Origin of the sequence: [Bacillus] caldolyticus (assembly GCF_003595605.1) — a bacterium.
GTDB classification, from domain to species: domain Bacteria; phylum Bacillota; class Bacilli; order Bacillales; family Anoxybacillaceae; genus Geobacillus; species Geobacillus thermoleovorans.
In genome coordinates, this window is the sequence record NZ_CP025074.1 from 3407154 (window position 1) to 3432021 (window position 24868).

At 52.2% G+C, this 24868-nt stretch carries 20 protein-coding genes, 1 tRNA gene and 2 pseudogenes; 17 read left to right on the forward strand and 6 right to left on the reverse strand.

Features of this window, described 5'->3' with window-relative positions:
- The first annotated feature begins 160 nt into the window (after positions 1-160).
- On the forward strand, positions 161-2974 hold the full coding sequence (locus tag CWI35_RS17775) for a tetratricopeptide repeat protein (RefSeq protein ID WP_062898746.1): 2814 nt from the start codon (positions 161-163) through the stop codon (positions 2972-2974).
- A gap of 103 nt (positions 2975-3077) precedes the next feature.
- Here the strand turns inward: CWI35_RS17775 and CWI35_RS17780 are convergent, their stop codons facing one another.
- Entirely contained in the window at positions 3078-4319 is a 1242-nt protein-coding gene (locus CWI35_RS17780; protein WP_119877970.1) for an aminopeptidase, read from the reverse strand.
- Positions 4320-4668: 349 nt separating this feature from the next.
- Here CWI35_RS17780 and CWI35_RS17785 point away from each other — a divergent pair, with 349 nt between their 5' ends.
- Complete coding sequence (locus CWI35_RS17785; RefSeq protein WP_014196165.1) at positions 4669-6105, forward strand: sodium/proline symporter; 1437 nt, start codon at positions 4669-4671, stop codon at positions 6103-6105.
- A 145-nt stretch (positions 6106-6250) separates the two neighbouring features.
- Here the strand turns inward: CWI35_RS17785 and hpaB are convergent, their stop codons facing one another.
- Entirely contained in the window at positions 6251-7696 is a 1446-nt protein-coding gene (gene hpaB, locus CWI35_RS17790; RefSeq protein ID WP_119877971.1) for a 4-hydroxyphenylacetate 3-monooxygenase, oxygenase component, read from the reverse strand.
- A 474-nt stretch (positions 7697-8170) separates the two neighbouring features.
- Here hpaB and CWI35_RS17795 point away from each other — a divergent pair, with 474 nt between their 5' ends.
- From CWI35_RS17795 to CWI35_RS18380, 8 genes and pseudogenes are all read left to right on the forward strand, one after another.
- Entirely contained in the window at positions 8171-8686 is a 516-nt protein-coding gene (locus tag CWI35_RS17795; RefSeq protein WP_011231622.1) for a DoxX family protein, read from the forward strand.
- 237 nt (positions 8687-8923) lie between these two features.
- Positions 8924-10591, forward strand: coding sequence for a class I adenylate-forming enzyme family protein (locus CWI35_RS17800; RefSeq protein WP_429895607.1), 1668 nt, complete (start codon positions 8924-8926; stop codon positions 10589-10591).
- Between the two features lie 58 nt (positions 10592-10649).
- Positions 10650-11411, forward strand: a pseudogene (locus CWI35_RS17805) (carboxyl transferase domain-containing protein); the annotation flags it as partial.
- 76 nt (positions 11412-11487) lie between these two features.
- Positions 11488-12606, forward strand: a complete 1119-nt coding sequence (locus tag CWI35_RS17810; protein WP_119877972.1) for an RNA-guided endonuclease InsQ/TnpB family protein — start codon at positions 11488-11490, stop codon at positions 12604-12606.
- Between the two features lie 133 nt (positions 12607-12739).
- Positions 12740-12964, forward strand: a pseudogene (locus tag CWI35_RS17815) (SdpI family protein); the annotation flags it as partial.
- Positions 12965-12986: 22 nt separating this feature from the next.
- The gene (locus tag CWI35_RS17820) at positions 12987-13769 is read left to right on the forward strand and encodes a YhfC family intramembrane metalloprotease (protein ID WP_119877973.1); all 783 of its coding nucleotides are present in this window, start codon (positions 12987-12989) and stop codon (positions 13767-13769) included.
- Positions 13766-14131, forward strand: a complete 366-nt coding sequence (locus tag CWI35_RS17825; RefSeq protein ID WP_014196160.1) for a VOC family protein — start codon at positions 13766-13768, stop codon at positions 14129-14131. The genes CWI35_RS17820 and CWI35_RS17825 overlap by 4 nt, the downstream gene beginning before the upstream one ends.
- Before the next feature lie 101 nt (positions 14132-14232).
- Complete coding sequence (locus tag CWI35_RS18380) at positions 14233-14370, forward strand: hypothetical protein (RefSeq protein ID WP_011231615.1); 138 nt, start codon at positions 14233-14235, stop codon at positions 14368-14370.
- 46 nt (positions 14371-14416) lie between these two features.
- Here the strand turns inward: CWI35_RS18380 and CWI35_RS17830 are convergent, their stop codons facing one another.
- Entirely contained in the window at positions 14417-14599 is a 183-nt protein-coding gene (locus CWI35_RS17830) for a small acid-soluble spore protein H (RefSeq protein ID WP_011231614.1), read from the reverse strand.
- A 206-nt stretch (positions 14600-14805) separates the two neighbouring features.
- Between CWI35_RS17830 and bioF the strand changes: the two genes are divergently transcribed.
- Positions 14806-15978: an 8-amino-7-oxononanoate synthase gene (gene bioF, locus CWI35_RS17835; protein WP_011231613.1), complete on the forward strand. Its 1173-nt coding sequence runs from the start codon at positions 14806-14808 to the stop codon at positions 15976-15978.
- Between the two features lie 92 nt (positions 15979-16070).
- On the opposite strand, the gene CWI35_RS17840 is transcribed toward bioF, so the two are convergent.
- Both CWI35_RS17840 and CWI35_RS17850 read right to left on the reverse strand, forming a co-directional pair.
- Positions 16071-16144, reverse strand: a tRNA-Pro gene (locus tag CWI35_RS17840).
- A gap of 366 nt (positions 16145-16510) precedes the next feature.
- Positions 16511-16972, reverse strand: a complete 462-nt coding sequence (locus CWI35_RS17850) for a Uma2 family endonuclease (RefSeq protein ID WP_023633430.1) — start codon at positions 16970-16972, stop codon at positions 16511-16513.
- Positions 16973-17119: 147 nt separating this feature from the next.
- Between CWI35_RS17850 and CWI35_RS17855 the strand changes: the two genes are divergently transcribed.
- The 3 genes from CWI35_RS17855 to CWI35_RS17865 all read left to right on the forward strand — a co-directional run bounded on the left by CWI35_RS17855 (position 17120) and on the right by CWI35_RS17865 (position 19205).
- Entirely contained in the window at positions 17120-17695 is a 576-nt protein-coding gene (locus CWI35_RS17855) for a Uma2 family endonuclease (protein WP_014196157.1), read from the forward strand.
- Positions 17696-17860: 165 nt separating this feature from the next.
- Positions 17861-18787, forward strand: a complete 927-nt coding sequence (gene glsA, locus CWI35_RS17860; RefSeq protein WP_119877974.1) for a glutaminase A — start codon at positions 17861-17863, stop codon at positions 18785-18787.
- A 13-nt stretch (positions 18788-18800) separates the two neighbouring features.
- On the forward strand, positions 18801-19205 hold the full coding sequence (locus tag CWI35_RS17865; protein WP_015375219.1) for a hypothetical protein: 405 nt from the start codon (positions 18801-18803) through the stop codon (positions 19203-19205).
- A gap of 674 nt (positions 19206-19879) precedes the next feature.
- Here CWI35_RS17865 and CWI35_RS17870 read toward each other — a convergent pair.
- Entirely contained in the window at positions 19880-20758 is an 879-nt protein-coding gene (locus CWI35_RS17870) for an IS982-like element ISGsp1 family transposase (RefSeq protein ID WP_011231214.1), read from the reverse strand.
- A 156-nt stretch (positions 20759-20914) separates the two neighbouring features.
- Here CWI35_RS17870 and CWI35_RS17875 point away from each other — a divergent pair, with 156 nt between their 5' ends.
- The 3 genes from CWI35_RS17875 to CWI35_RS17890 all read left to right on the forward strand — a co-directional run bounded on the left by CWI35_RS17875 (position 20915) and on the right by CWI35_RS17890 (position 24860).
- Complete coding sequence (locus CWI35_RS17875; RefSeq protein WP_240432188.1) at positions 20915-21997, forward strand: MFS transporter; 1083 nt, start codon at positions 20915-20917, stop codon at positions 21995-21997.
- A 158-nt stretch (positions 21998-22155) separates the two neighbouring features.
- Complete coding sequence (locus CWI35_RS17880) at positions 22156-23529, forward strand: IS1380-like element ISGsp2 family transposase (protein WP_047752210.1); 1374 nt, start codon at positions 22156-22158, stop codon at positions 23527-23529.
- 389 nt (positions 23530-23918) lie between these two features.
- Positions 23919-24860 (forward strand): Gfo/Idh/MocA family protein, encoded by a 942-nt coding sequence (locus tag CWI35_RS17890; protein ID WP_119877976.1) that lies wholly within the window; start codon positions 23919-23921, stop codon positions 24858-24860.
- Positions 24861-24868 lie beyond the last annotated feature (8 nt).

Below are 24868 nucleotides of genomic sequence, written 5' to 3' on the forward strand. Positions count from 1 at the left end.
GGTTCGTGGCCGTAACCACCATTGAAAGTTCCTTTGGTTGGCCTCATCGCATATTGGGTCGAATTTTGTCTCGCAAATGAAAACAAATTGAAACGTTCATGGCGGCGAAAGTTTGTTAAAATGTATAGGATAGAAATAAAATTAGAAAACGTGCCATACAATGAACATGCATGGCAAATATACGAGTCAGGTGATCGACATGGGGTTTGAACAGCAACTTGTTCATAAAACATTTTACGAGACGCTCGTCGAGGCGGGGGAACGCGACGTTGTCAGCGCGCTTGGCGATATGTTTTTCACGGCGCATCGGGATGGCGCTGATTTGTCGTCGATTCGCTTTGCCCAAGGGGAAGTGTATTTCCACCGCCGCGACTACGAAGCGGCGATCTTGAAATGGGAACAAGTCCATCACGACGATTTGCGCCCGTGGGCGCAAAAAAATATCGCCGACAGCTACTATGAGCTTGGACGGCTCGAGCTGGCCGAGGAGCTGTACCGTTCGATTGAGACGGAAAGCGAAACGTTGCATGCGGAAATCATTTTGCGCCTGTTTTCGCTCTACCGTGAGTTGGGGGAAAACGCGAAAGCGGATGATATGATTAAGCGCGGTGTGACGTTGTATCCGGATTATCCGAACATGACCGAATGGGCGCGCGCCTTTTTCGAGGAGCAAGGTGATTGGGAAAGCGCCGTCGAGCTTGCTTTAGGAGAGGCGGTGCGGACGTCGGCGCGCCGCTGGGCGGACATCTTGACCGGTTATGTGGAACAAGGACATGCGCGAACGATGGCGCCTGCGCGGTTTTCACGCTGCCTGGCGCTGTTGTACGAAACGGATCGGGTGAAGTTTGAACGGCTTGTGCAGGCGCTATGGAACGGTTATCGGGATGGTGACCTCTATTTTTCGTGGCTCGCGGAGTGGAATCGCCTCTATGATGAGTTGTCGATCGGCCGCGACTACGACTGGAAGCGAATTCCTGGCCTTTTAGGGGAAGCCTATGCAGGATTGATGAAAGGCCCGTACCGATTGAAAGAGTTGGTGGAAGTGGTGCCACCGCTTGTCAAAAGCTGGGTGAGTTTAGCCGACGGTCCGGAGACAGCGGTGGCCGCGGCTGCCTTGTTGGCGTGGAGTGAGAAATTTCCTGAGGCGTTTGAAGAAGAGACGGTCAACGACGCCGCTAAGCGGCTCGTCCATGCGAAACGGCAAGCTGGGGAAGCGGGTGTGTCGCTATTTGAAGAAATTGCCGATTGGGCGGAAGAGCAGCGGGCGGGCTCGCATTTCCGCTTCCGCTGGTTCGTGCGGCAGCTGTCTGATTCGCGGACGCATTTCGTTTTGGTCGCTGGGGCGTCGCGCCATGAGCGGTTGGCGTTTTTGCGGACGTTGGTCGGCGAGGCAGCGTTGGCGGCGCCATCTGCGCCGGTGCTTGCGTGGAGAAACGGCGGGGAGATGGAAGTCGCGAAAATCAGCGACGACCAGTTTACCGTTTTTTCGAGCATTGACGAATTTCAACAGGCAACGGGCGGCCGCGGAAGCCGATTCTCCGATGACGCTGTCATTGAATGCACGGCGCCGTTTTCACTCGTGCCGCAAGGGATTGTCTTGTTGGATATCGGCCCGCTCGGCGGGCGCGCTTCATCCGACCATGAAGCGCTTGTGTCGTTTTCGCTTGCTGACAGCATTCTTTTTCTTCTCAACGGCGAGGATCCGTTTTCTAGCGCCGATGAACAGTTGATGCTGCAGCTTCGCGAGCGGGCGCCGTCTGCGCCGATGTACGTTTTGCTTCCTCCGGGCGACGGGATGGTGGATGAAGAGGAGACGGCGAGAATCGTTGAGGAAGTGGAAGCGCACGTTCGTACGATCGTTCCGGAAGCCAATGTCATGGTCTATTCGCCGCATGCGCCAAGCCGCAAGCAGCAGCAAGCCCTCGTCGGCTGGCTTGAGGAGATGCGCCGATGCGTGTCCCCTGTCCGCCGCGAGGAAGCGATTTTAACGACGATCCGCCAGTTCATCGCTCATTTGTTCCGGCAGCGAGCCGAGGCGGAAAGTCGACTGGCGGAGCTGGTCGTATGGAAAAAAGAAATGGCGGCTAAACTCAGCGGCGCCATTCATCAGCTTGGCGACCTGCAAGAGGAGAAAACGGCCAAAACGGCAAAGTCGTTCCACACCGTCTTGGCGGAAATGCGGGGCGAGCTGTTGACGGCGATTCCCGATCTGTTGCGCAGCATGGCGGATCTTGTGAGCGAAGACAGGGATTTTTCCCGCTTGCATCTTGAACTGAACGACAAAGCGAACGAACGGCTTCGCGCTTACCTTGATGAAGAGGCGCTGCCAAAGCTGCGCCGCGCCATGGAACAGTGGATTGCAGCGACGGAAGACGAATTCAACGAATGCCAGGTGTTTTTGCATGAAATGGGCGAAGGGTTTAACGCCATGTTCGGCCAGGAACGGCTCAAGCTCGAATGCGATTTTCGCCTTCTCGCCGATTGGCGGCGCGATACGGATCGGTTGATCAACGGGGTGCAAATTGACAAGGTGAACGTTTTCTTGCGGAGAACGCCAAGCCAGCTGCTGTTGAAAGGGGCGGGCAAACTGCTCGGTGCCTTTGCGCAAAACAAGGCGATGCTGGCGCAAAAGTATAAGCAGTTGATCCAGACGCAAGATTACGCTGAGGTGGTGGAGGCGATCATCCAGCAGTTGTTGCTGCCGTTTGAATGGTTTGCCAAATCGCTTGAGCGTGATGTCACTCAATTTTTCCATGCGCCATTGACGGCGCTCGATGAAACGTTGAAACGGCTGGAGCTGGAGATCGCTGCCCAGGAAGGCGAGCTCAAACATATGCGCAAAAACCCTGAGGCGTACCGCGACCCGCTCGTGCTCTTTGGCATTCGTTTGCGGCAATGCGAGCAGCTGGCGCAGGCGGCATCTGCCGCTGTGCACTTGCGGCAGGATGAAAACAACCCCATCGGTTCGGTCTGATCGTTCCGTGTGAAACCGTGCTTGAACGGAATAAGGCTGCGCCAACGGTCGGGTCTGGCCGCTCGTTTGGCGCAGCCTTATTGTTTAGAGCTGGCGAAACCGATTACGCCAGTTCGAATGCCCAGTTGCCGCTGCGGAAAATCGGCTCTCGCTTCCCGTCTTTCGTCACGCCGTCAATGTTCAGATCAGCTGAGCCGATCATAAAGTCGACGTGGACGAGGCTGTCGTTGACGCCGCGACGGTCGAGTTCGTCTTTGGACAATGAAGCGCCGTTCTCGATATTGGTCGGATACGCCTTGCCGAGCGCCAAATGGCAAGCGGCGTTTTCGTCAAACAGCGTGTTGTAAAAAATGAGATTGGACAGCGACACCGGCGATTGGTGCGGCACGAGGGCGACTTCCCCGAGGCGGCGCGCCCCGTCATCGGTGTCAAGCAAATGCTTAAGCGTCTCATATCCTTGTTCGGCGCTGAAGTCGACGACTTGACCGTCTTTGAACGTGAGCGTAAACCCATCGATCACGTTGCCGTTGTAATTGAGCGGCTTCGTGTTGCGCACCGTGCCGTTGACGCCGTCTTTATGCGGCATGGTAAACACTTCTTCGGTCGGGATGTTGGGATTGAAGCGCACGCCGCTTTGACTCGTCGCCGCGCCGCCGTGCCAGACGTGCCCGTCGACGAGTTCGACCGTGAGATTGGTGCCGGGCGCTTCGTAAACGAGCTGTTTGTATTGCTTGTTGTTTAAGTAATCGACGATGCGGGCGAGCCGATCGTTATGTTCGCGCCAGGCAGCGATCGGATCGTCTTGGTCGATGCGGGTGATGCGGAAAATCGCTTCCCATAATTTGTCGATGGCTTCTTCATCGCGCAGATCGCCAAATACTTTTTGCGCCCACGCCGGTGTGGGGACGGAAATGAGCGACCAGCAGTTCCGGTCGGCCATAATGGCGCTCCGATAGTTGGCGAGCGCTTGCGCCGCTGTTTTATTGGCGGTCGCGATCCGCTTTGGATCGACGTCTTTTAACAAGTCCGGATTCGGGGCGTAAATGGATAAAAAGGCAGCGCCTTGTTCGGCGAGTTCTTCCATCGCTCTTGCCCGCCACATCGGATATTCGGAAAACGCTTCCTCGGGGGCGTGGTGAAATTTAATGTATGTAAGCGCCTCGTCGTTCCACTCGACATACACATGCTTTGCCCCGGTTTCGTACGCCGTTTTGGCGATTTTGCGGACGAGCGGCGCCGCCTCGAGCGGGGCGTTGACGAACAGCGTCTGCCCGGGCTGAATGTTCACCCCGACTTTCACCGCCAGTTCGGCGTATTTGTCCAATTCCTTCTCCCAACGGTTCATCTTCCTCACTCCTTTTTTGGACTGACTCATCTCCACTTTATTATAATTCCCGCCGCCTCGCAACTTAGGGAGCTTTACATGTGGATGCTGTCCGGACGAGAGCGAAACGTTCCGATGTAGGACGCGCCTCATGTTGGAATAACAGGATGGGTTGACACATATGTAAAGAGTAAAGAAGGTTCCATGGTGAAGAGCAACAAACTTCGTTGTCACCGGCACTATCGTCGCAGCCTGATGATAGTGCCATTTTTATGAAAAGGGGGTGGGATGGCGGAGCAAAAAGAGAGGGACGGACTGACAGATGAGGTGTGCGCCTGTGCAAAACCATACCAAACAGGGAGGAACAGCGATGAATGGCATCATCTTGGCGGAACTCGTGCTGTATTGTCTTGTGATGGCAGCGCTTGGCTATTGGTATGGGAAAAAGGAGATGAGCCATTCCGACTTTTTGCTTGGCGGAAAAAAACTTCCCGGTTGGGCGCTCGCGTTTTCCGAACGGGCGACAGGGGAATCGGCGTGGCTGTTGCTTGGCTACACGGGGTTTGTGTTTGCGAGCGGTCTTTCCGCGATTTGGGTGGCGGTGGGCATTGTGATCGGCATTATCGGCGCCTGGCTTTTTTTGGCTGACCGGTTTCGCCAAGAGGCGGAGCGGTACGGTGCGCTGACCTTGCCCGGCTATTTAGCGAAACGGTTCGGCGCGCATGGGCAAACGATTTTATGGCTTGCGACCGTCCTTATTTTTAGCTTTATGATGTTTTATTTCAGCGCACAAATTGCCGGAGCGGGCAAGACATTGTTTACCGTTTTCCATATCGACCCAGCGCTTGGCATGGTCATCAGCGTGGCGATTGTCATTATCTTGTCATACACCGGCGGATTTGTCAGCGTCGTCTGGACGGATATGATTCAAAGTGTGCTCATGCTGGCGACGCTCGTGATTTTGCCTATCGTGGCAGTGGTGGAAATTTACAGTGGTGGCTTGTCGATCAGTGAAGCGCTCCATCACGCAAAACCGGGCCTCGATTCATGGACGGGGGGAGTCACTGGATTTGCGCTCGGGCTATTGCTGTTTAACAATTTTGCCTGGTTTTTCGGCTATCTTGGCGGACAGCCGCAACTGAGCGTCCGCTTCATGGCGTTGAAAGACGCCCGCGAGGCGAAAACGGCCAAAACAGTGGCGATCGTTTGGACATTATTGGCGTATGGCGGAGCGTTTTTGATCGGCCTTGCGGCGATTGCCCTTTACCAAGGACAATCATTCACCGATGTCGAGACCGTGCTGCCGAAAATGGTGTTGGACTTGTTGCCGCCATGGTTGGCCGGGCTGCTGTTATCCGGCATTTTGGCCGCCATCGTGACAACGGCCGATTCGCAGCTGCTCGTGATCACGAGCTCCATCAGCGAAGATATTGTCCGCCGCTCGCTGCGCCTCCGCCTGTCGGAAAGGCAGCTTGTCGCCCTTTCCCGCGCGGTGGTGGTCATCGCCGGGTTGCTTGGCTTGGTGCTGGCGATGACATCCGAATCGCTTGTGTATTTCATTGTCAGCTGGGCGTGGGCTGGAATCGGCTGCACGCTGTCGCCGGCGATTTTGCTTTCTTTCTTCTGGAAAAGATATTCCGGAATCGGCGCCATCGCGACCATTGTTGCCGGTTTTGTCAGCACGGTCATCTGGATTTCCTCGCCGCTTGAGGCTATCATCAGTTCACGGTTTACGACGTTTGCCATTGCGCTGGTGGCCGGGGTGCTGTTCAGCTTGTTGTTTCCTGATCGTCAGCGGACGATGTGATCGATCACGTCAATGCGTTAGCATGAGGGTGTCCCGAAAGAGGCGGGACACCTTTTTTCTAGACGGAACGCTTGATGATATCCAGCCTCTTTGAAGAAAAGGCGGGCGTTTATGCCGGCCTGGTGCTGTGTTGGTTGCCGTTTTGTCAACGTTGTTCGCTGTCCAAAAACCGTCGCACCATTTGGGCGCATGCCTCCCGGTCGTAACGATGGTAAAAGGTTGTCGCAAACCGGGCAGGATCGCCGAAGAAAAACCGTTCGTACAGCGTCTGCCGCGTCCCGAAGGCGCTCATCGCCAAATCCCAGGCGAAGCGGAATAGCTGCACCCGCTGTTCGGCCGGAAGCGTCGCTGCCTGCAAATACCGCTCCAAATCCGGGCGGAGCGGAGAGGAGAAATCCGCTTCCGTTGGCAGACAAACAAGCCCGCTGGCGCCAAGCAGCTGAACGATGTCGACAAAACGCGGGTACAAGCGCGGGTATAAAAAGGCAGCGGCGTAAAGCGGGGCAGGATCGGGCACCATGGTGCCGCGCCGGTCCGGTTTCGCTTGGAGCTCGGCAGCGAGAAGCATCGCCCGAAGCGCTTCAAGGGCGGCGGCGATTTCCCCGATTTTTTCTTGCACATGCTGGTATCCGCCAATTTGGATGGCCTCGCTGAGCAGCTCCACCGTTCCAAGGAAAAACTTGGTTTTCACGATGCGCCGCGCCAGCACTTGGTGCAGCAGCATGATCGCCAAATGGGTTTCTTCATCTAGTTCTTTGGCCACCCATGCGTCTTTGTAGAAAAATACCCGATCCCATGGAACGAGCACATCGTCAAATACAACAATGGCGTCGATTTCATCAAAGTGCGCGCTGAGCGGGGCGTCAAACGAAGAGGCGCCAGCAGCAAAAGAAGGGCGGCAGATGAACTTCAACCCCGGCGTGTTGCTCGGAATCGAAAACGCGTACATGTATTCATCGCCAAGAAGCGTCCCGCCGGCTGGCAAAACGAGAAGTTCGTCAGTCATGCCGCCTTGGTTGGCGAGCAGGCGCGCGCCTTTGATGACGAGTCCGTCTGTCGTTTCGCGGATCACTTTGGCGGCGATCGGCTCGCCGTCTTCTTCCATATAGCCGAGGGAACGGTTCACTTGCGGATTGACAAACGTATGGGTAAACGACAAGTCGTTGTTGATCGCCCGCTCATAGAGGCGTTCGATATGTTCGGCGTAGGACGGGTGCTGCTGTCCGAAAAAGTCGGCCGCGGAAGCGAGCGCCATCACGGCGGTGTTCATGTAGTCGGGAGATCGACCCATCATCCCCGCTGTCAAGCGCGCCCATTCTTGGAACGCCAGGCGCCGGTGTTCGAGATCGTCTTTTGTCGTCGGCCGCAAAAACGCCGCGCCGGCCAGTTCCCCCGTCGATGTGCGGAACGTCAGCACCGGCTGTTTGTTTGGATTGTGCTGGGCGTCATATAAGCGGGCTTGGCTTCGCATCACGCTGGCAAAAGCCGGGTGTTCCGACAACTTTCCTCTCACCTGTTGGCCGTTAATCCATATATTGGATTGAAGGTTGTCGATTCGCTCGATATATTGGTCTCCGCGAATAATGGCCATCATTATCATCCCCTTTTTCCGCCAAACCGTTTATGGCCATTGTATGCACACCTAAGAAAAAGGGGAGGAGATTCGCTCATGAACAAAGCAGGCCACTTCTACTCGGTTGCGCCCGTTTTGTTTAGCTCGGTAAAGCGCCTGATTGGCAAGGGAAAAAAAGCGTCTTAGCGTGTTCATCCGGCTACGGGATGGTTATGGCGGCTCTAACACTGACGGTGACGTAACTGGCAGCGGGCAATGAACGGTACGGAATGGCCAGCCGTTCAACGTCCACCCGTACTGCTTCGACGGCCGCTGTTGCCCCCTCATGAAACGCGGGGGTCGTTTATATTTTGCGAGCAGCAGCAATTCGCCATTTCGCCACAACTTTTCGAACATATTGTGAAATAGTGAACAAATCCATTTCATTTAGCGGAAAAAGGAGTACGATAAAAGTGTAAGGAAGATCTTCCAAAATGAAAGGGGAGGAACAAAATGGTTGTCAAATGGTTGCGCGAACACATCACGGCGTCGGCGTTGATGGTGGTGTTAAGGTTGTATTTAGGGTATGAATGGATGACGGCGGGGTGGGAAAAACTGACGAACGGTTTTGATGCCTCAGGATTTTTAAAAGGGGCGCTGGCGAATGCCACGGGCGAACACCCGGCTGTGCAAAGCTGGTGGGCGGGCTTTATCGAAAACGTAGCACTGCCGAATGTCGGATTGTTCAACTTCCTCGTGCCATGGGGTGAATTTCTCGTCGGGATCGCGCTCATTCTCGGATTGTTTACGACTTTTGCCGCACTCATGGGAGCTGTCATGAACTTCGCCTTCATGTTCTCGGGCACGACGAGCACGAACCCGCAAATGGTGCTGCTCACCGTCTTCATCCTCGTCGCCGGAGCCAATGCCGGACGCTACGGTTTCGATCATTGGGTGCTGCCATATCTCCGCCATTGGTGGACGGATAAAACGCATCGTCCACATCGCCCGGCCGCAGCGCATAAATGACCGCCGTCAAGCCGCGTAAGCTGCTCCGGCTTTCCTCCTTTTCCTAACGGCTGCTCCTTCTCCAACGTGGAAGGGGGCGGCCGTTTGCCATGGCGGTGAAAATGATGGGTCGTTCAAAAAAGGAAATCGGCGAATGACGGCGAAATTATTTCATATGGATGAAGCAGAGGACATGAACAATTGGGAGAAAGCGTTTTCTAAGCGAAAAATACTGACTATTCAGTATTCTGTCGAAGGATGGTGAAACAGGTGAACCAAACGCCCCCGTATTGGCCGAGCGGGCTGCCGAAGGAGCTCCGCTACGTGCTCGGCGAACAGCCGCTCTATCATTATTTGCGCCATCGCGGCGAACGCGAGGGAAACGAGCCGGCGTACATCTTCTACAACAAGGTGGTCACTTGGGGAACATTGCTGGATCACGTCCGCCGGTTTGCCCGCTATTTGCGGGAAAAAGGGGTGAGGAAAGGGAGCTATGTCGCCTTGTACATGCAAAACTGTCCGCAATACATCATCGCCCACTTCGCCATCCAGCAGTTAGGCGGCGTCGTCGTCCCGCTCAACCCGATGTACCGGGAATCGGAGCTCGCCTATTTTTTCGCTGAAGTGCCGCTTGTCGGCATCATCGCTGGGGAAGAAGGATTATCCCGCATTCAACAAGCTGAACAACAAACAGCGCCTCTGTCGTTTATCGTAACGTGCCACTACGGCGATTATGCCGATCCGGCAGGGGGCATCCCGCTTTGCGCCGAGCTTGTGCAACCGAAAGAGGCGATGAGCGCCGCGGACGATTTTGCGGCCATCATCGCCGCCTATCCGCCGCTTGATGAGACCGCTTCTATTGACTTATGGAACGATGTCGGGTTGATCATTTTTACATCGGGTACGACCGGTCGGCCGAAAGGAGCGATGCTCACCTATGGCAATGCGCTATTTAAGACGGCCGCATCCGCCCAAGCGAACCGGCTGACGGAAAAACGCGAACAGCTTATGGCCCATTCCCCGCTTTGCCATATTGCCGGCATGGTGATGGGACTGAATACGCCGGTGTACACGGGACATCCATGCGTGCTGTTTACCCGCTTTGATCCGATGGCGACGATCAAAGCCATCGAAACGTACAAAGTCACGGCATGGTACAGCATCGCGCCGATGAATGCGGCCATTTTGCAAGTGCTGTCAACCACCTCTGCCGACTTGTCAAGTTTAAAACGCAACTTGGCGACGAGCTTCGGTCTGCCGGTGACGAAAGACCTTGTCGAGCGGTGGGCGGAAGCGACCGGCGGCTGCCTGTTGTACGAAGCCGCCTACGGGCTGAGCGAGACGCATACGTGTGACACGTTTATGCCGGATGACCGTGTGAAATTTGGCTCGTGCGGCATCCCGACGTATGAGACGGACATTCGCATCATCGATCCGGAAACGAAACGGGAGCTTGGGCCCGGACAGTCGGGGGAAATTGTCGTCAAAAATCCGGGGGTTTTTCAAGGCTACTTCCGCCGCGATGACGCGACGAGCGAGACGCTGAAAGATGGGTGGGTGTACACTGGCGATATCGGGTATGTCGATGAAGACGGCTATTTGTATTTCCAAGGGCGGTTGAAAGAAATGATTAAAGTGTCCGGCTACAGCGTCTTTCCGGAAGACGTCGAGGCACTGTTGAACGAACATCCGGCCGTCAAGCAATGTGCGGTCATCGGCGTGCCTGACCCGATGAAAGGGGAAGTGCCGAAAGCGTTTGTCGTTCTCCATGATTCGTACAAAGGAAGGGTGGCGCCGTCTGACTTGATCGAATGGGCGAAAACGCATATGGCGGCGTTCAAGTATCCGCGTTATATCGAGTTCATTGATGAATTGCCGGCGACGCCGTCAGGCAAAGTATTGCGAAAGCTGCTGCCAAGAGAATAACATAGCGGCGGGGTTTGATGCGGGCCGCCCCGCCTTTTTCTGCCAAAGGGGGATCGCGATGAAACATTTGCGGCAATTAACAGACGAACTGATGGCGAAAAAAGCGCGCGCCGCGCTAGGCGGCGGAGAAGAGAAAATCGCCAAGCAGCACGCGAAAGGGCTCCTGACGGCCAGAGAGCGGATCGACCTGCTTGTGGATGCCAAAACTTTTGTCGAGTTCGGACAGCTGAACGCGTCCGACCAACCCGGTTTGGAAGAAACGACGTATGGAGACGGGCTCGTCGCCGGCATCGGTAAAGTGAATGGCCGCCCGGCGGTCATCATCGCCGGGGATAAAACGGTGCTTGCTGGAACGGAGGGGAGCGTTCATTTGCGCAAGTCGCGGCAAATGCATGCGTTGGCTGTGCGCAATGGCTTGCCGATGTTTTTCCTCCATGAAGGCGGCGGGTTGCGCATGCCGGACGGGATGGGGTCGGACGGGATCAGCGACAAATTGTTTCCACGCGAGCTGCTCACCCACCACCGGAAAGTGCCGACGATGGCGGCGATTTTGGGGGACAGCTACGGTGGGCCGACATGGACGGCGGTCAGCTGCGACTTTGTCACGCAGCTGAAGGGGACATGCATGGCGATCGCTGGGCCGCGCATGCTTGAATTGGCCAACGGGCAGCGCGTTTCTCCAGAAGAGCTTGGGGGCGTAGACATTCATTACCAGTATACAGGGCAAATTGACGCCGATGGCGAGACAGAGGCAGAATGCATCGAGCAACTAAAAAGGTTTTTTTCATCGTCTTTGGCGAGGAGACCCCCACTTCAACGACCAAAGGGAGTAAGTGGGGGAGGAATCGCTTTTTTTGTGTTTTTGTATCACTTTTAGTGAAAGAGAGGTGAGACAAATGGACATGACGTTAACAGCCAAAATAAAAATTTACCCAACAGCGGAACAAGCAGAAGTATTGAAAGCCACCCTTTCCGCTTATCGACAAGCGTGCAACGCTGTGTCTGTTGTGATTTTTGACACAAAAGTGCTTGCACAAGCCAAGTTACACGACATGACCTATCGTCTACTTCGATCAAACTACGCTTTGCGTTCGCAAATGGCGCAATCTGTGATTAAAACGGTGATCGCTAGATACCGCTCCCTAAAAAGCAATGGTCACGAATGGACATTGGTTCGCTTTAAAAAGCCTGAATATGATCTCGTTTGGAATCGAGATTACTCCATTGTTCAAGGGTTATTTTCTGTCAATACGCTAGAAGGACGAATCAAAGTGTCATTCGAACCAAAAGGCATGGAACCATATTTTGATGGCTCATGGACGTTTGGCACAGCCAAACTCGTCTACAAGCATAACAAATTCTTTTTGCACATCCCCATGACCAAAACAATTCCAACCGTAGATGAACACAACATTCGCCAAGTGGTCGGTGTCGATGTAGGGGTTAACTTTCTTGCAGTAGCTTATGATTCGCAAGGGAAAACTATCTTTTTTAACGGACGAAAAATCAAGCATATGCGTGCCAAGTACAAACGAATGCGAAAAACCCTCCAGCAAAAAGGGACGGCTTCTGCGCGTCGGAAGTTGAAAACAATCGGACAACGAGAAAACCGTTGGATGACGGATGTGAACCATGCTGTCACGAAGGCACTCGTTCGTCAATATGGAGAACGTACCCTTTTTGTATTAGAAGATTTAACAGGCATTCGTGAAAAAACAGAACGTGTACGTATCCATGACCGATATGAAACCGTATCGTGGGCGTTCTATCAGTTCCGTCAAATGTTAGAGTATAAGGCACGTTTGCATGGGTCAAAAGTGATGGTGGTTGCTCCGCATTACACCTCTTTGACATGTCCAAAGTGTGGTCATACGGAAAAAGCCAATCGAAACAAGCGTACACACACCTTTTGTTGCCGAACATGCGGATACACCTCAAACGATGACCGCATTGGTGCTATGAACCTTCAACGAAAAGGAATAGAGTACATCGTTGAAGGAACGACACAGGCATGACCTGCGTCGTTGGGTAGTTGTCAACCGGCCCCTAATGCAACCCCAAGTCAAGGAAGGAGGACGAAGTCCGCTCGCACTTCTGGGGAGTTGCAAGCCCCCACTTCAAGCGTTAGCGAAGTGGGGGTAGTTGACTGGCATTCGCACACCGTGGACATTAGCGAGTGAGACGGTTTGGCATAAAACGCACCGTCTTGGCGGCAAAGTATTTACCGCGATGGGGATTTTGTCGATGCTCACCGCGTTTTGGCGCGGAGAGATGAGGGCTGTTTTGTTTGTCGTCATCATCGTTGTCGGCAATTTGTATCTCATCGTTCGATCGTTTCTTTATGAGCAGCAAGAACAGCGCAACCGTTCCTAAATAAGCGGGAGGGGGAGAGGACGTGGGAGTGATCGGTGCGGCGGTGCAGCTCGCCATTTCATTGTTTGTTCCAGTTGGTCTCGCATGGTACGGAAGAAAAAAAGGATGGCTTTCATGGAAAGCGCTCGGCGTCGGGGCAGTTGTGTTTCTCGTTTTCTCACAAGTATTGGAAAAAGCGCTGCACATCGCTGTGCTCGAACCGGGCCGGCCGGCGTTAAAAGGAACAGGCAGCGTTTGGCTCTTTGTCCTGTACGCGGCGCTTGCCGCTGGCGTGTTTGAAGAACTTGGCCGCTATGTCGGGTTCCGTTGGCTGCTAAAGCAACATCGCGGATATGGCGATGGTTTATCATTCGGGCTTGGGCACGGCGGGACGGAAGCGGTATTGCTCGGGGTGGTTGGCGCGGTCAACGTCATCTTGCTTGCGAGCCTGATTCAATCCGGATCATTCGACAAAACGATCGCCCCATCGCTTCCGGCAGGACAGGCGGAGCTGATCAAGGAGCAAGTGTTGCACACGCCGTTTGCGATGTACGTGTTAGGCGGCTTGGAACGGCTGTTTGCTTTGGCGGTGCACGTGGCGCTGTCGCTCCTCGTTTTGCTCGGCGTGCGCCAGCGGCAGTTCCGTTATGTCCTGTACGCGATTTTGCTTCACACGGCGATGGACGTCTTGCCCGCGCTTTATCAAGCGAAAGTGGTCAAAAACATTTGGGTGGTCGAGGGAGTGCTGCTCATTTGGGCGGTTGCTGCGGTTTCGTTCATCCGCCGGATCAAACCGGCATTCGGACAGGGGGGAGAGGAACGATGATTCGTGTAAAACGGCTTGACCATGTGCAAATTTGCATTCCGTTTGGCGCCGAAGACGAAGCGCGCGCCTTTTACACCGGTGTGCTTGGTTTTCAAGAAATCGAAAAGCCGGAATCGCTGAAAGGAAACGGTGGACTTTGGTACAAAGTCGGCGATATCGAGCTCCATATCGGAGCAGAAAACCGCGACGGCTACAACAGCAAAAGCCACCCGGCGTTTGAAGTGGAAGATGTCGAAGCCGCGCGCCGCTATTTGGAATCACAAGGCGTCGTGACGCAAGACGAAAAACCGATCCCAGGGGTGAAGCGGTTTTCCTTTCGCGATCCGTTTCACAATCGGATCGAGTTGTTAGAAAAAGGATAAGATCGTTTCATAAGCCGTCCGATCGGGCAGTGCTCTTTTGCTCCTTCGCGATAGTAACCTCTTGTCATTCAGGGCATGCTAGAGACGAAGGAGGAATCGAGATGGAGAGAAAAGCGAACAACAAGCGCAACGACAAATCTGTCCGCACCGCTGATGCCCGGACGGCAGGCCGAGCAGCGATGAAGGAACAAACGGTGCAAGAGGCCTACAAGCAACGGGAAGAGCTGACGGCCGATTAAATCAAAAAGCGGGAGAAAGGACGCGTCCTTTCTCTCGCTTTTTTCGTTACGAATGCTCCTCTAAGCTTGCGACCGGCACGCTTTGCTTTTGATTCGGGTTGTCAAGCGGGTGAATCGTTGCTACGCCTTTTTGCTGATCGACATGCTCAATGTAAATGCGCTGGCCGTTGTACGTGACGTTTGCCATCACCGGCGACGACGCGATTTCTTGCGCCCGACGGACATCCATTTCCAACACCTCCTTTTTGCCGATAACACGTATAGTATGACATTTTTGCGATTTGACTATGCATGCGGTCGAGGGTGGAAATGAATAATTCACAGAACCATGTGCTAAATAATCAATAAACGAAACTGATCATCTTTTCCTAGCCGAGTTGCGGGTTTTAATGTAAACTATTTTTTATAAACAGTTTACATACAAGGGGGATAGGGATGAAAACCGAACTGACCGTCAAACTGCACGAATGGGAACAAAAAGCGCAAAAACGCCAGCTGCGCCGGGCAGAGGCTTCAGGCGCTACGGTCATCCTGAACGGAAAGCCGATGTTGAATTTAGCGTCCAATAATTATTTAGGGTTGGCGGATGATAGGCGGCTCATCGAAGCGGGCTGCGAGGCGATGAGGGCATATGGGGCCGGAGCGGGCGCGTCGCGGCTCGTCGTCGGCAATCATCCGCTCTATGAGCGGGCGGAAGCCGCGTTGAAACAGTGGAAAAAAGCAGAGGCGGCTCTTATTTTCAACAGCGGCTACACGGCCAACATCGGCGTGTTGACAGCTTTAATTGGCCGAGATGATCTTGTCTTTAGCGATAAGTTGAACCATGCGAGTTTAATTGATGGCATCCGCTTGAGCAAAGCCGCCTGTTTCCGCTATCGACATCATGACATCGATCAGCTGGAATCATTGTTGAAGCAATCTCCGCCCGCGAAGCGGAAATGGATCGTCACCGATGCCGTCTTCAGCATGGACGGCGATATGGCGCCACTCGAGGAGCTGGTTGAGTTGAAGCGGCGTTACCGTGCCGTTTTGCTCGTTGACGAAGCGCACAGCGGCGGCGTGTTCGGACCGAACGGTGAAGGGCTGCTTCACCATTTCGGGCTTGAGAAGGAAGAGGATGTGATCGCCATCGGCACCTTCAGCAAAGCGCTTGGCAGCTTCGGAGCGTATGTAACGGGAGAGCCGTGGCTGGTCGACTATTTGATCAACAGCGCCCGCAGCTTGATTTTTACAACCGCCTTGCCGCCATCGGTCCTTGCCGCCAATGAGGCTGCCATTCATATTGTCCAAGCTGAGCCAAAGCGGCGCGAGCGGCTGCACGCCCTAAGCGAAAGATTCCGCACCAAGCTGAAGCGGCTTGGGTTTGACACAGGCGGCAGCGAGACGCCGATCGTTCCCGTGATCGTCGGTCCGAACGACCGGGCCGTGGCCATGAGCGAGCAGCTGCAAGAAGCTGGCATCGCGGCCGTCGCCATCCGGCCGCCGACCGTCCCTGAGGGGACAGCGCGCATTCGCTTTTCCATCACCGCCGCGATGACGGAAGAAGACATTGATATGGCCGTTGACTGCATCGCTTTGGCGGGGAAGCGGATTGGACTGATTTCGTAGGAGGAAACAGCATCATAATGATGGAACTGATGGAACGCGGGGGAAGAAAAACAAAAAACCAGCCGAACGTTTTTTCGGCTGGTTTCCTTCGATCGGGATGACAGGATTTGAACCTGCGACCCCACGCACCCCATGCGTGTGCTCTACCAAGCTGAGCTACATCCCGAAATGGATGGTGAGACATTTCCGATTATACAAGAAAAGCAGGACAAAATCAATGGCGAATTTTGCGTTGAGTTGGAAAAGGATGCCGTTGAAAGACTAGCGGCATCCTTGTTGCTGACAAGTCTGTTTTTTTCTGTTTTCATGCTCCTTTGAACGTATCTTCCTCTGTCTACCCGCCCCTGCTTTTGCGACAGAGAATTCGCCATTGATTATACGGCAAAGCATGCAAGATGTCCCGCTAAAGAACTCGTGATTGGAAACGAGTTGTTCAGCAGAGACTCTTTTTAAGTTGAGAAACTTTGCAAAATCGACTCGCCTTCCGCCACAAAAACCGCCGATAGGCCGAAAAGAATTGTTTTCCCGTCTTCTACACGCCTTGGAAAACGAGCGCGGTGTCAATCGTTCCGATAACAGAATCGAACGTTTCTCCGCAGGCGATGATCGTCTCGGCGTATCGATCATGTTCGAGTGTGCACTGACGGATCGTTTTGTTGTATGGGTCGGCGATCCAGTATTCTTCCACTCCGTAGGCACAGTACAAATCTTTTTTCAGCGTCACATCGATTTTGTAGGTTGACGGGCTGACAACTTCGATGACGATGAGCGGCCGCCCCTTATAGCCGCCGATGATTTTTTCCGGCCGTTCGCAATAGACAGCGACATCCGGCTGGATAAACTCGTTCATCACTTTTCCGTTCTTTTCGAGTTTCACGGATAAGTTTGAAATCGGTTGACATTGGCTTTTTCCTTTGATCATGGAAACAAGATTGTGGCAAACGATTTGATGTTCCCATGACGGGGACGGGGACATGTTGATGGCTTCTTGCATGCTCCTCACCTCTTTTTCATTTCTTTTTCATTATACTTGAAACCGTTCTCCCTTGCCTACAACAGGTTGTTGAGAAAAAAGAAAACGCTAGGTTGCCGGGCAGCGTTCAAGTATACTAAAAAGAAAAGAGGAAAGGAGGCCGTTTTGATGCCGATGCCGGAAAAAGGGCAGCCGTTCACCTATGCGCAATACATGATGCTCGACGAAGATGTACGATATGAGGTCATTGACGGCCAAGTCTTCAACATGTCTCCCGCTCCGACGCCGAAACATCAGGCAGTGCAACGTGAATTGTTGGTGGAATTTGCGACATATTTGCGGGGGAAAGAATGCACCGTATTTGGCGCTCCGATCGACGTTTGTTTGGCGGAGAGAGATGATCCGGAACAAATTCGCGAATGGGTTGAGCCGGATCTTGTCGTTGTCTGCGACAAAAACAAAATTCGTGAAAAACGAATTGTTGGCGTGCCGGATCTCGTTGTGGAGATTATTTCAAAATCAACGGTGCGCAAGGATAAAATCGTCAAATTTCACCGTTACGAGCGGGCAGGGGTGAAAGAATATTGGATTGTCGATCCGATGAATGAGACGATTGATGTCTATGTGCTCGAAGAAGGGAGATTCCGCCACCAAGGGATGTATGTCCGCGATGATACGATTCCTGTTCGCATGTTTCCCGGATTTGTGATCGAATTGAAAAACGTATTTGCCGAAGAAGAATAAGAAAAACGGCTGCTGTTCAAACAGCAGGTTCAGGCTGTCGTCTTGAAGAGGAGTTGTTTTTCCGGCGGTCCGCTTGGCGAGGCAAAGCGCCCCCGTCGGAAACCTCAGCTGTTTGAAGCGTTTGGGCATAGAAACGGAAAAAATAGGCGATACTAACCATCGGTGATGCTTGTGTACAACCAAGAAGAACTGGTCCGCTTTGTCGAAGAAGCGAAGCAGTACGCCCGCTACGGAAAAGTGGCTGACTACATCCCCGCCTTAGGCAAGGCGAACCCGAATGAGCTGTCGATCGCCATTTACACGCCGGATGACGAGGTGGTAAGCGCCGGCGATGTAACGGTGAAAGTGACGTTGCAAAGCATTTCCAAAATTATCGCGCTTGCCCTTGTGCTCATCGACCGGGGCGAGGATGAGGTGTTCCATAAAGTCGGCATGGAGCCGACGGATTATCCGTTCCATTCCATTGCCAAATTAGAGGAAAAGCCTGCCAAGCCGCTGAATCCGATGATTAACGCCGGCGCGCTTGTCGTCACGTCGATGATTCAAGGCAGCTCGGTGTCCGAACGGCTGGAACGGCTGTTAGCGTTCGTCCGCCGTCTCGCTGGCAACGAATGCATTTCGTACTCCGACGAAGTGGCCCGCTCCGAATATGAAACAGCGTTTTTAAATCGTTCGCTTTGCTATTTTCTCAAGCAGCATCGTATCATTGATGAAGATGTCGAAGAGCTGATGGAATTGTACACGAAACAGTGCGCCATTGAGATGACGTGCATCGACTTGGCGCGCATCGGCTTGGTGCTCGCGCTTGATGGACGCGATCCGCATTCGAGTGAGCCGCTCATGCCGCTTGATGTCGCCCGCATTTGCAAAACGTTCATGGTCACGTGCGGCATGTACAACTCATCAGGTGAATTTGCCATCAAAGTCGGCATTCCGGCGAAAAGCGGCGTCTCGGGCGGCATTCTCGCTGCCGTGCCCGGGCGGTGCGGCATCGGCGTTTTCGGCCCGGCTCTCGATGATAAAGGGAACAGCTTGACCGGGGTAAAACTGCTCGAGCGGCTGTCAAAAACGTATTCATTAAGCATTTTCTAAGGAGGAAATCACGATGAAAACATTTACGGTCCAGTTTCACCGCGAAGACGACGTCGAAGCGATGAACGTCGGCAAGTTGAGCCAAGAGGATTTTGACAAGGCGACCGAAGGCGGGACGCGGCATCTGTTTGACCTTGACACCAATATCGGCTATTTCGTCTTTTTCGACGCTGAGGACAACGAAGGCAACGTATCGTATTTAATGCTTCAATATGAAGAAGACAACGAAGACCCGAGTGCGTGCTACAGCTTTGAGCTGAAAGACTTTTACGAATTTATGGCGCTGTATTTGAACGACCTTGAATTCGCCGACGAAGAAGAAATGACGGAAGACGGCGAAGAGGAATACGGCCCGATTCACCATTTAGCCCATTTGCTTTATCATATCGTCGAGGAAGGGAAGACGGTGGAAGTGTGAGGGAACGGTCCTGGACGGGAGAGTCCAGGATTTTTTGTTGATATGGCAGTCCGTGGCCAAATAATGGTGGATTAAACTGAGCGGCAGCGGAATATTTATAAATTGCCGGGGATGTTCCCGTCATTAGTCCAACGATGCCTACCAACGAAAGGGACGGAACAGCTGTTTCATTTTCCCGGTTATGTGTACGCCATAAACAATGCTAGACTTGTCTATATTAATTGAGACAAAAATTGCCTTACCCCTATTTGTAATCGATTACAAACACGGAGCAGTAAAAGAGCAAAATAACAAAAAAGGTTTAGCACGGCTTTATCATACGTTTTCCTCTAACGTTTCCACTCTTTGCCTAGCCCTTTCGAACCGCAGCAAAATGCCGTCCGTCCAGTCATGATACAATTCATGGAACGCATCCCGGCAGCTATTTATATGTTAAGGGAGGTGATGCGCCGACACGCGGCTATAAGCTGTGAATGGCCTTAGTGAGGGAGCGATGTTAAAGGAGAAATTTATTCATAAGGGAGTGAGCGGAGGCATGTCGACAAAGCCGTTCGTAGTCCCGAGACTTTCGGCCATGATGTTTCTCGAATTTTTTGTTTGGGGAGCCTGGTATGCGACTGCAGGTTTAGTGTTAGCTAAAAATAATTTATCTTACCCGTGGTGCTAGTTGAGCGTCAGCGCTCAACCAGCCCTAGTGTGACCAAGGAATAAGCCAACAAGATGCCATCGAGTGCCACTTCAAACCCGGCAATGGAATTCGCTCGAATGTCGGTGATCCGGTATTGGTCTACGAGAATCGAAAACACCGTCTCGATGACTTTGCGTTTTTTCCTGATCCATTCTTCCCATGCCTTGGATGGGCCGTGCTTTTGATTGTGTCGAGACGGTGTCCAGAACGCGGCTTGGTGTTCTTCGTACAGCTTTTCTCGAAGAGCGTGGCTGATGTACCCTTTGTCCCCAAAGTTGTAGGGATGAGGGATTTGAGTCATCACCGTTTCAGCGGCTTTGACGTCGTGGCAGGACGCTTCCGTCACGACATAGCCCATGGCCAGCCCTTGATTGGTCACTTGAAGATGCAGCTTGAAACCGTAGTACCATTGCTTTTTGGAAGCACAATACCCCATATCCGCGATCCCTCGAAACCGCTTGACGCGCTGCATTCTTGCGGGATGGCACAACGGAAGAGGCAAGCTGTCGACGACCGCATAAGCATGGTGTTGGCCACGTTTCGCCAGCTCATGACGGATCCATTTGATGGCGAAACCAAGCGCTCGGCAGCGGCGGTTGTATCGGGAGCGTTCAAGAAACGAGCCGTTTGTGAACAAATTTCCCGTGACAAAACGATGCCAGGCTCGTTCGGAAGAAAAGCCCAGCAGCTTCCCCAAAAGGTGAACCGCCATGACCACTTCGTCTTCTTGCTTGACCAAGTGACGGTTGCGGCGATGAAGATACATTTGAATCAACGACAGTTGGGCAGAAACAAAACAGAAAATAGCGGCATATTGTTTTTGAAGTTTGGCTGGATCTGTAGTAAAATGAAAGTGCTCTTGCATGGGGGATCTCTCCTTTCGAATGTTGGGTGACACTTTCATTCTACTGGAGATCCGCCAGCAAGGGCTATTTTTATGCTTGTCTGAGTTTTATCTAGCACCACGGGTTTATCTTCTATTATCGGTACTGTCTACTCGGTCGGTGCTATTGCTGCAATTATTGCCCCGTTTTTTCTAGGAATGGTTGTAGATCGGTTTTTCGCCTCTGAAAAAGTGCTCGGCATCCTGCATATGATCGGCGGTGTTTTGCTTTGGTTGATTCCTGGGCAAATTGAGGCAGGAAACGGAACCGGTCTCGTTTGGCTAGTCTTCATTTATATGCTTACGTACATGCCGACTTTGGCGCTGACTAATAACGTGGCTTTCCATAACATTCAGGACAGCGTGAAGCATTTCCCTGTCATCCGCGTATTTGGGACAATCGGCTGGATTGTTGCGGGCCTTCTCGTCGGACAGCTCGGTTTTTCCGATCGTCCGGCAATTTTTCAAATGGCGGCTGGGGCTGCCCTTCTGCTTGGGATATTTAGCTTTACATTGCCGCACACCCCGGCTCCGGCGAAAGGGAAACCGCTTTCGATCCGCGATTTGCTTTGCCTCGACGCACTGCAAATGTTAAAAGATAAAAACTATCTAGTCTTTATCGTATGTTCGTTGCTCATTTGTGTGCCGTTAGCTGTTTATTACTCTTTTACTTCGCCGTTCCTTGACGTGGTAGGGGTTAAAAACGTCGGCAGCGTCATGACGATCGGCCAAATGTCTGAGATTTTCTTTATGCTTTTAATTCCGTTCTTTTTCCGCCACCTTGGCGTGAAATACATGCTGCTTGTCGGCATGGTCGCCTGGACCGTCCGCTATTTGCTGTTTGGCTTGGGAGCGCCGGCGGAAATAGCATGGCTCATGTATTTAGGAATCGCTCTTCACGGCATTTGTTATGATTTCTTCTTTGTTACGGGATTTATTTATACCGAACAAAAAGCGGGCGAAAAAATAAAAGGCCAAGCGCAAAGCTTATTAGTGCTGTTTACGCAAGGGGTTGGCATGTATTTCGGAAACATGATTGCCGGCCAGCTTTTTAACTCTACGGTCACTGCGCAAGGGAAGGACGCTCTAGTCCAATGGCAAACGTTTTGGTTTTACCCGGCCATTGCTGCCGCTGTAATCGCGGTTGTTTTCTTTGTACTGTTCAGAGAAAAAGTCCTGTCAATTGCGTCGACGAAAAATCAGGATAGTATAAAAGCATAGAACTCACATTTCGCACCCTGAATAAAAATTCAAAATAAGCCTGATTTGAGTGAATAAAAATTCCTGAATCCGTGACAAAACATCTTTACAATGGTCGCAAACCGTTGATACGATAAGGGAAAACGACGTTGACGATTCTTCATCAAGTAGGTGATATGATGAAAGATTTCCCGATTCGGTTTGTATTGACAGATGAAGCGATTACCCCAAGTGCTGGGCTTGCTCTCGTTGGCTACTTACTGCACCAAACGAAACTGGATAAACGGGTAAACGCACTTCGGCTTCCAACGGTTCGTCGAGAAGTGCACATTTCCCATAGCGATGTCATTCGCTCGATGATTGGCTTGCTTGCCACAGGAAAAACGGATTTCGATCATATCGAAGCGTATCGTCAGGACGATATCTTTTCGGCATCGATGGGGATTCAGCACGTGCCTTCCTCTCCAACCTTGCGACAACGACTCGATCAGCTCGCTTGTCTTCCGATGACCGAAACGATTCTTTGGGAGGAGTCCATACGTCTGTTGATTCAACGACATGCCACTTTGTCCCCTTGTTGGACCAAAGGAAAGACGACATGGCTTCCCCTTGATATAGATGGTTCCCCATTTGACAACTCCGATACGAAAAAAGAAGGAGTCAGTCGAACGTATAAAGGATTTGACGGTTTTACACCGTTGTTTGCGTATGCAGGGAAGGAAGGGTATCTCGTTCATGCCGAGTTGCGTCCAGGGAAACAACATGTGCAAGACAACATGCCCTCGTTTTTAGTCACCGCTATCCGTCGAGCTCGTCAACTGACTTCATCTCGTCTGCTTGTTCGCATGGATGCAGGAAACGATGCAGAAGCGAATGTGCACGTATGCCTAAAGGAAGACGTGGACTTTGTCATCAAGCGAAACTTACGCCGAGAATCGAAAGCGCTTTGGTTCCAGATCGCTTCGCAAAAGGGCAGACGCGTCGATGATGGACAAAGCGAAGGAGTACAAACGTATGAGTTATGCCTTCCACAGACCGCAGCGATCGATGGAAACACGTATACGTACGTTCAAGTCACCCAAGTGACGGAACGGACGATGGAACGCAATGGACAGCTGATGCTCGTTCCTGATTATGAAGTGGAAAGCTATTGGGTGCGGCTCAAAGGATACGAGCATGTTCGAATGAGCGATGTGCTCGCGTTGTATCATGACCATGCGACATGCGAACAGTTTCATAGCGAACTGAAGAGCGACTTAGATTTAGAGCGGCTTCCATCTGGGAAGATGAAAACGAATGCGCTCGTGTTGGTCATGGGAGCCTTCGTTTACAATCTTCTTCGTCTGATTGGACAAGATCTATTAAGCGATCCGAGACATCCGTTGCACCACAAAGTGAAACGCCGTCGCATCAAGACGATTATTCAGACGGTGATCACGATGGCAGGTCGACTCGTCCGCCGATCACGACAGATCTGGATGAAACTGACGCGAAGGAGTGGGTACAGTATACTCCTACTGAATGTGTATCAAAAATGGAAAGAGGCAAGATAACAAACAGATGTTCGGGTACTCATATCCATCACTCCCCCCTGTACTTTTTTTGTCTCTTTTTTGGTTTGTATCTCCATAAAAGAGGATTTATCTCGTTTTCAAACATGAAAGTGGTGCAGGGAATCATCAAAAAAAGGGATGTATGGATCATATATCCATAGAACTAACACCAAAATCAAAGTTGATTTCCAACCATCACGGATTCAGGAAAATTAGTTATTTTACAATATTTGTATAAAAATTTATTTTTATGCGAATATTTTGGTTATTTTTTGTATATTATGCAAAGGTTGCGAAATATGAGATAGAAGCAAGCGGGAAAGGGGCGCAGAAAACCGTTCTCGCCCTTTCCCTGCCTTGTATGATAGGAATAACGAAGGGGGGAGAGTATGAAAATCATTTTATTAGGATACGGCAGCATGGGCAAAGTCCACTTAAATGCTTACCTTCGGATGAAAAACGTCGAAGTAGTGGGCATATACTCGGTTTCGAACCGCGGCCATATACACGGCATTCGGTTTGTTGATCGCCTCGATGAAGCCCTTAACTTGGACGCTGAGGCGGTTGATATCTGTCTCCCTACTTTTCTCCATCGTGAAGTCTTTGATCAAGCGCTGGCCAAAGGAAAACATGTCTTTCTCGAAAAACCGGTCGCCCACACGATGGAAGATTTACAAGCTATGAGGGACGCCGCAGCCAAATCCGGCAAGAAAGTGATGGTCGGCCAGGTGCTCCGTTACTTTCCAGAATATCGAAGGCTAAAAGAACGCATCGATCCAAACAAGCCGGCGAGCGCCTTATGTTCACGCCGCGCCAAACTTCCCCAAGGGGTGGGGAACTGGTTTTTAGATCGGTCGAAAAGCGGAGGGGTGATTCTTGACCTGTCCCTGCACGACATCGACTATTTGCGCTGGGTTCTTGGACCCGTCAGCAAAATATATGCGCAAGCCGATCCGGATCACTATTACGCGCTCATTACGATGCGCCATCAAAACGGTTCAATTTCCCGAATCGAAGGGAGTTGGCGATATCCCGGAGGATTTGCGCAGGAGATTGAGCTGGCGCAGGAAGGGCAACTGTTTTCCTATAGCAATAAACAGTCGGCTCCGCTCCACGTCTATACGGAAAATGACGCGGAAGCGGACGCCGTTGAACTGCCGATGGTCGCTTTAAGAAACGATCCATGGTATCAAGAGTTGAGCGATTTCGTTGCGGCTATCAAGGAAAACCGGGAAATTCCTGTCCCACTTGAAGAGGCGATAGAGAGTACAAAGCTCGCCTTGTTGGCGATAGAATCAGCCAATCGCAGACAACCGATAGCTGTTAAGTGAAAGGAGCG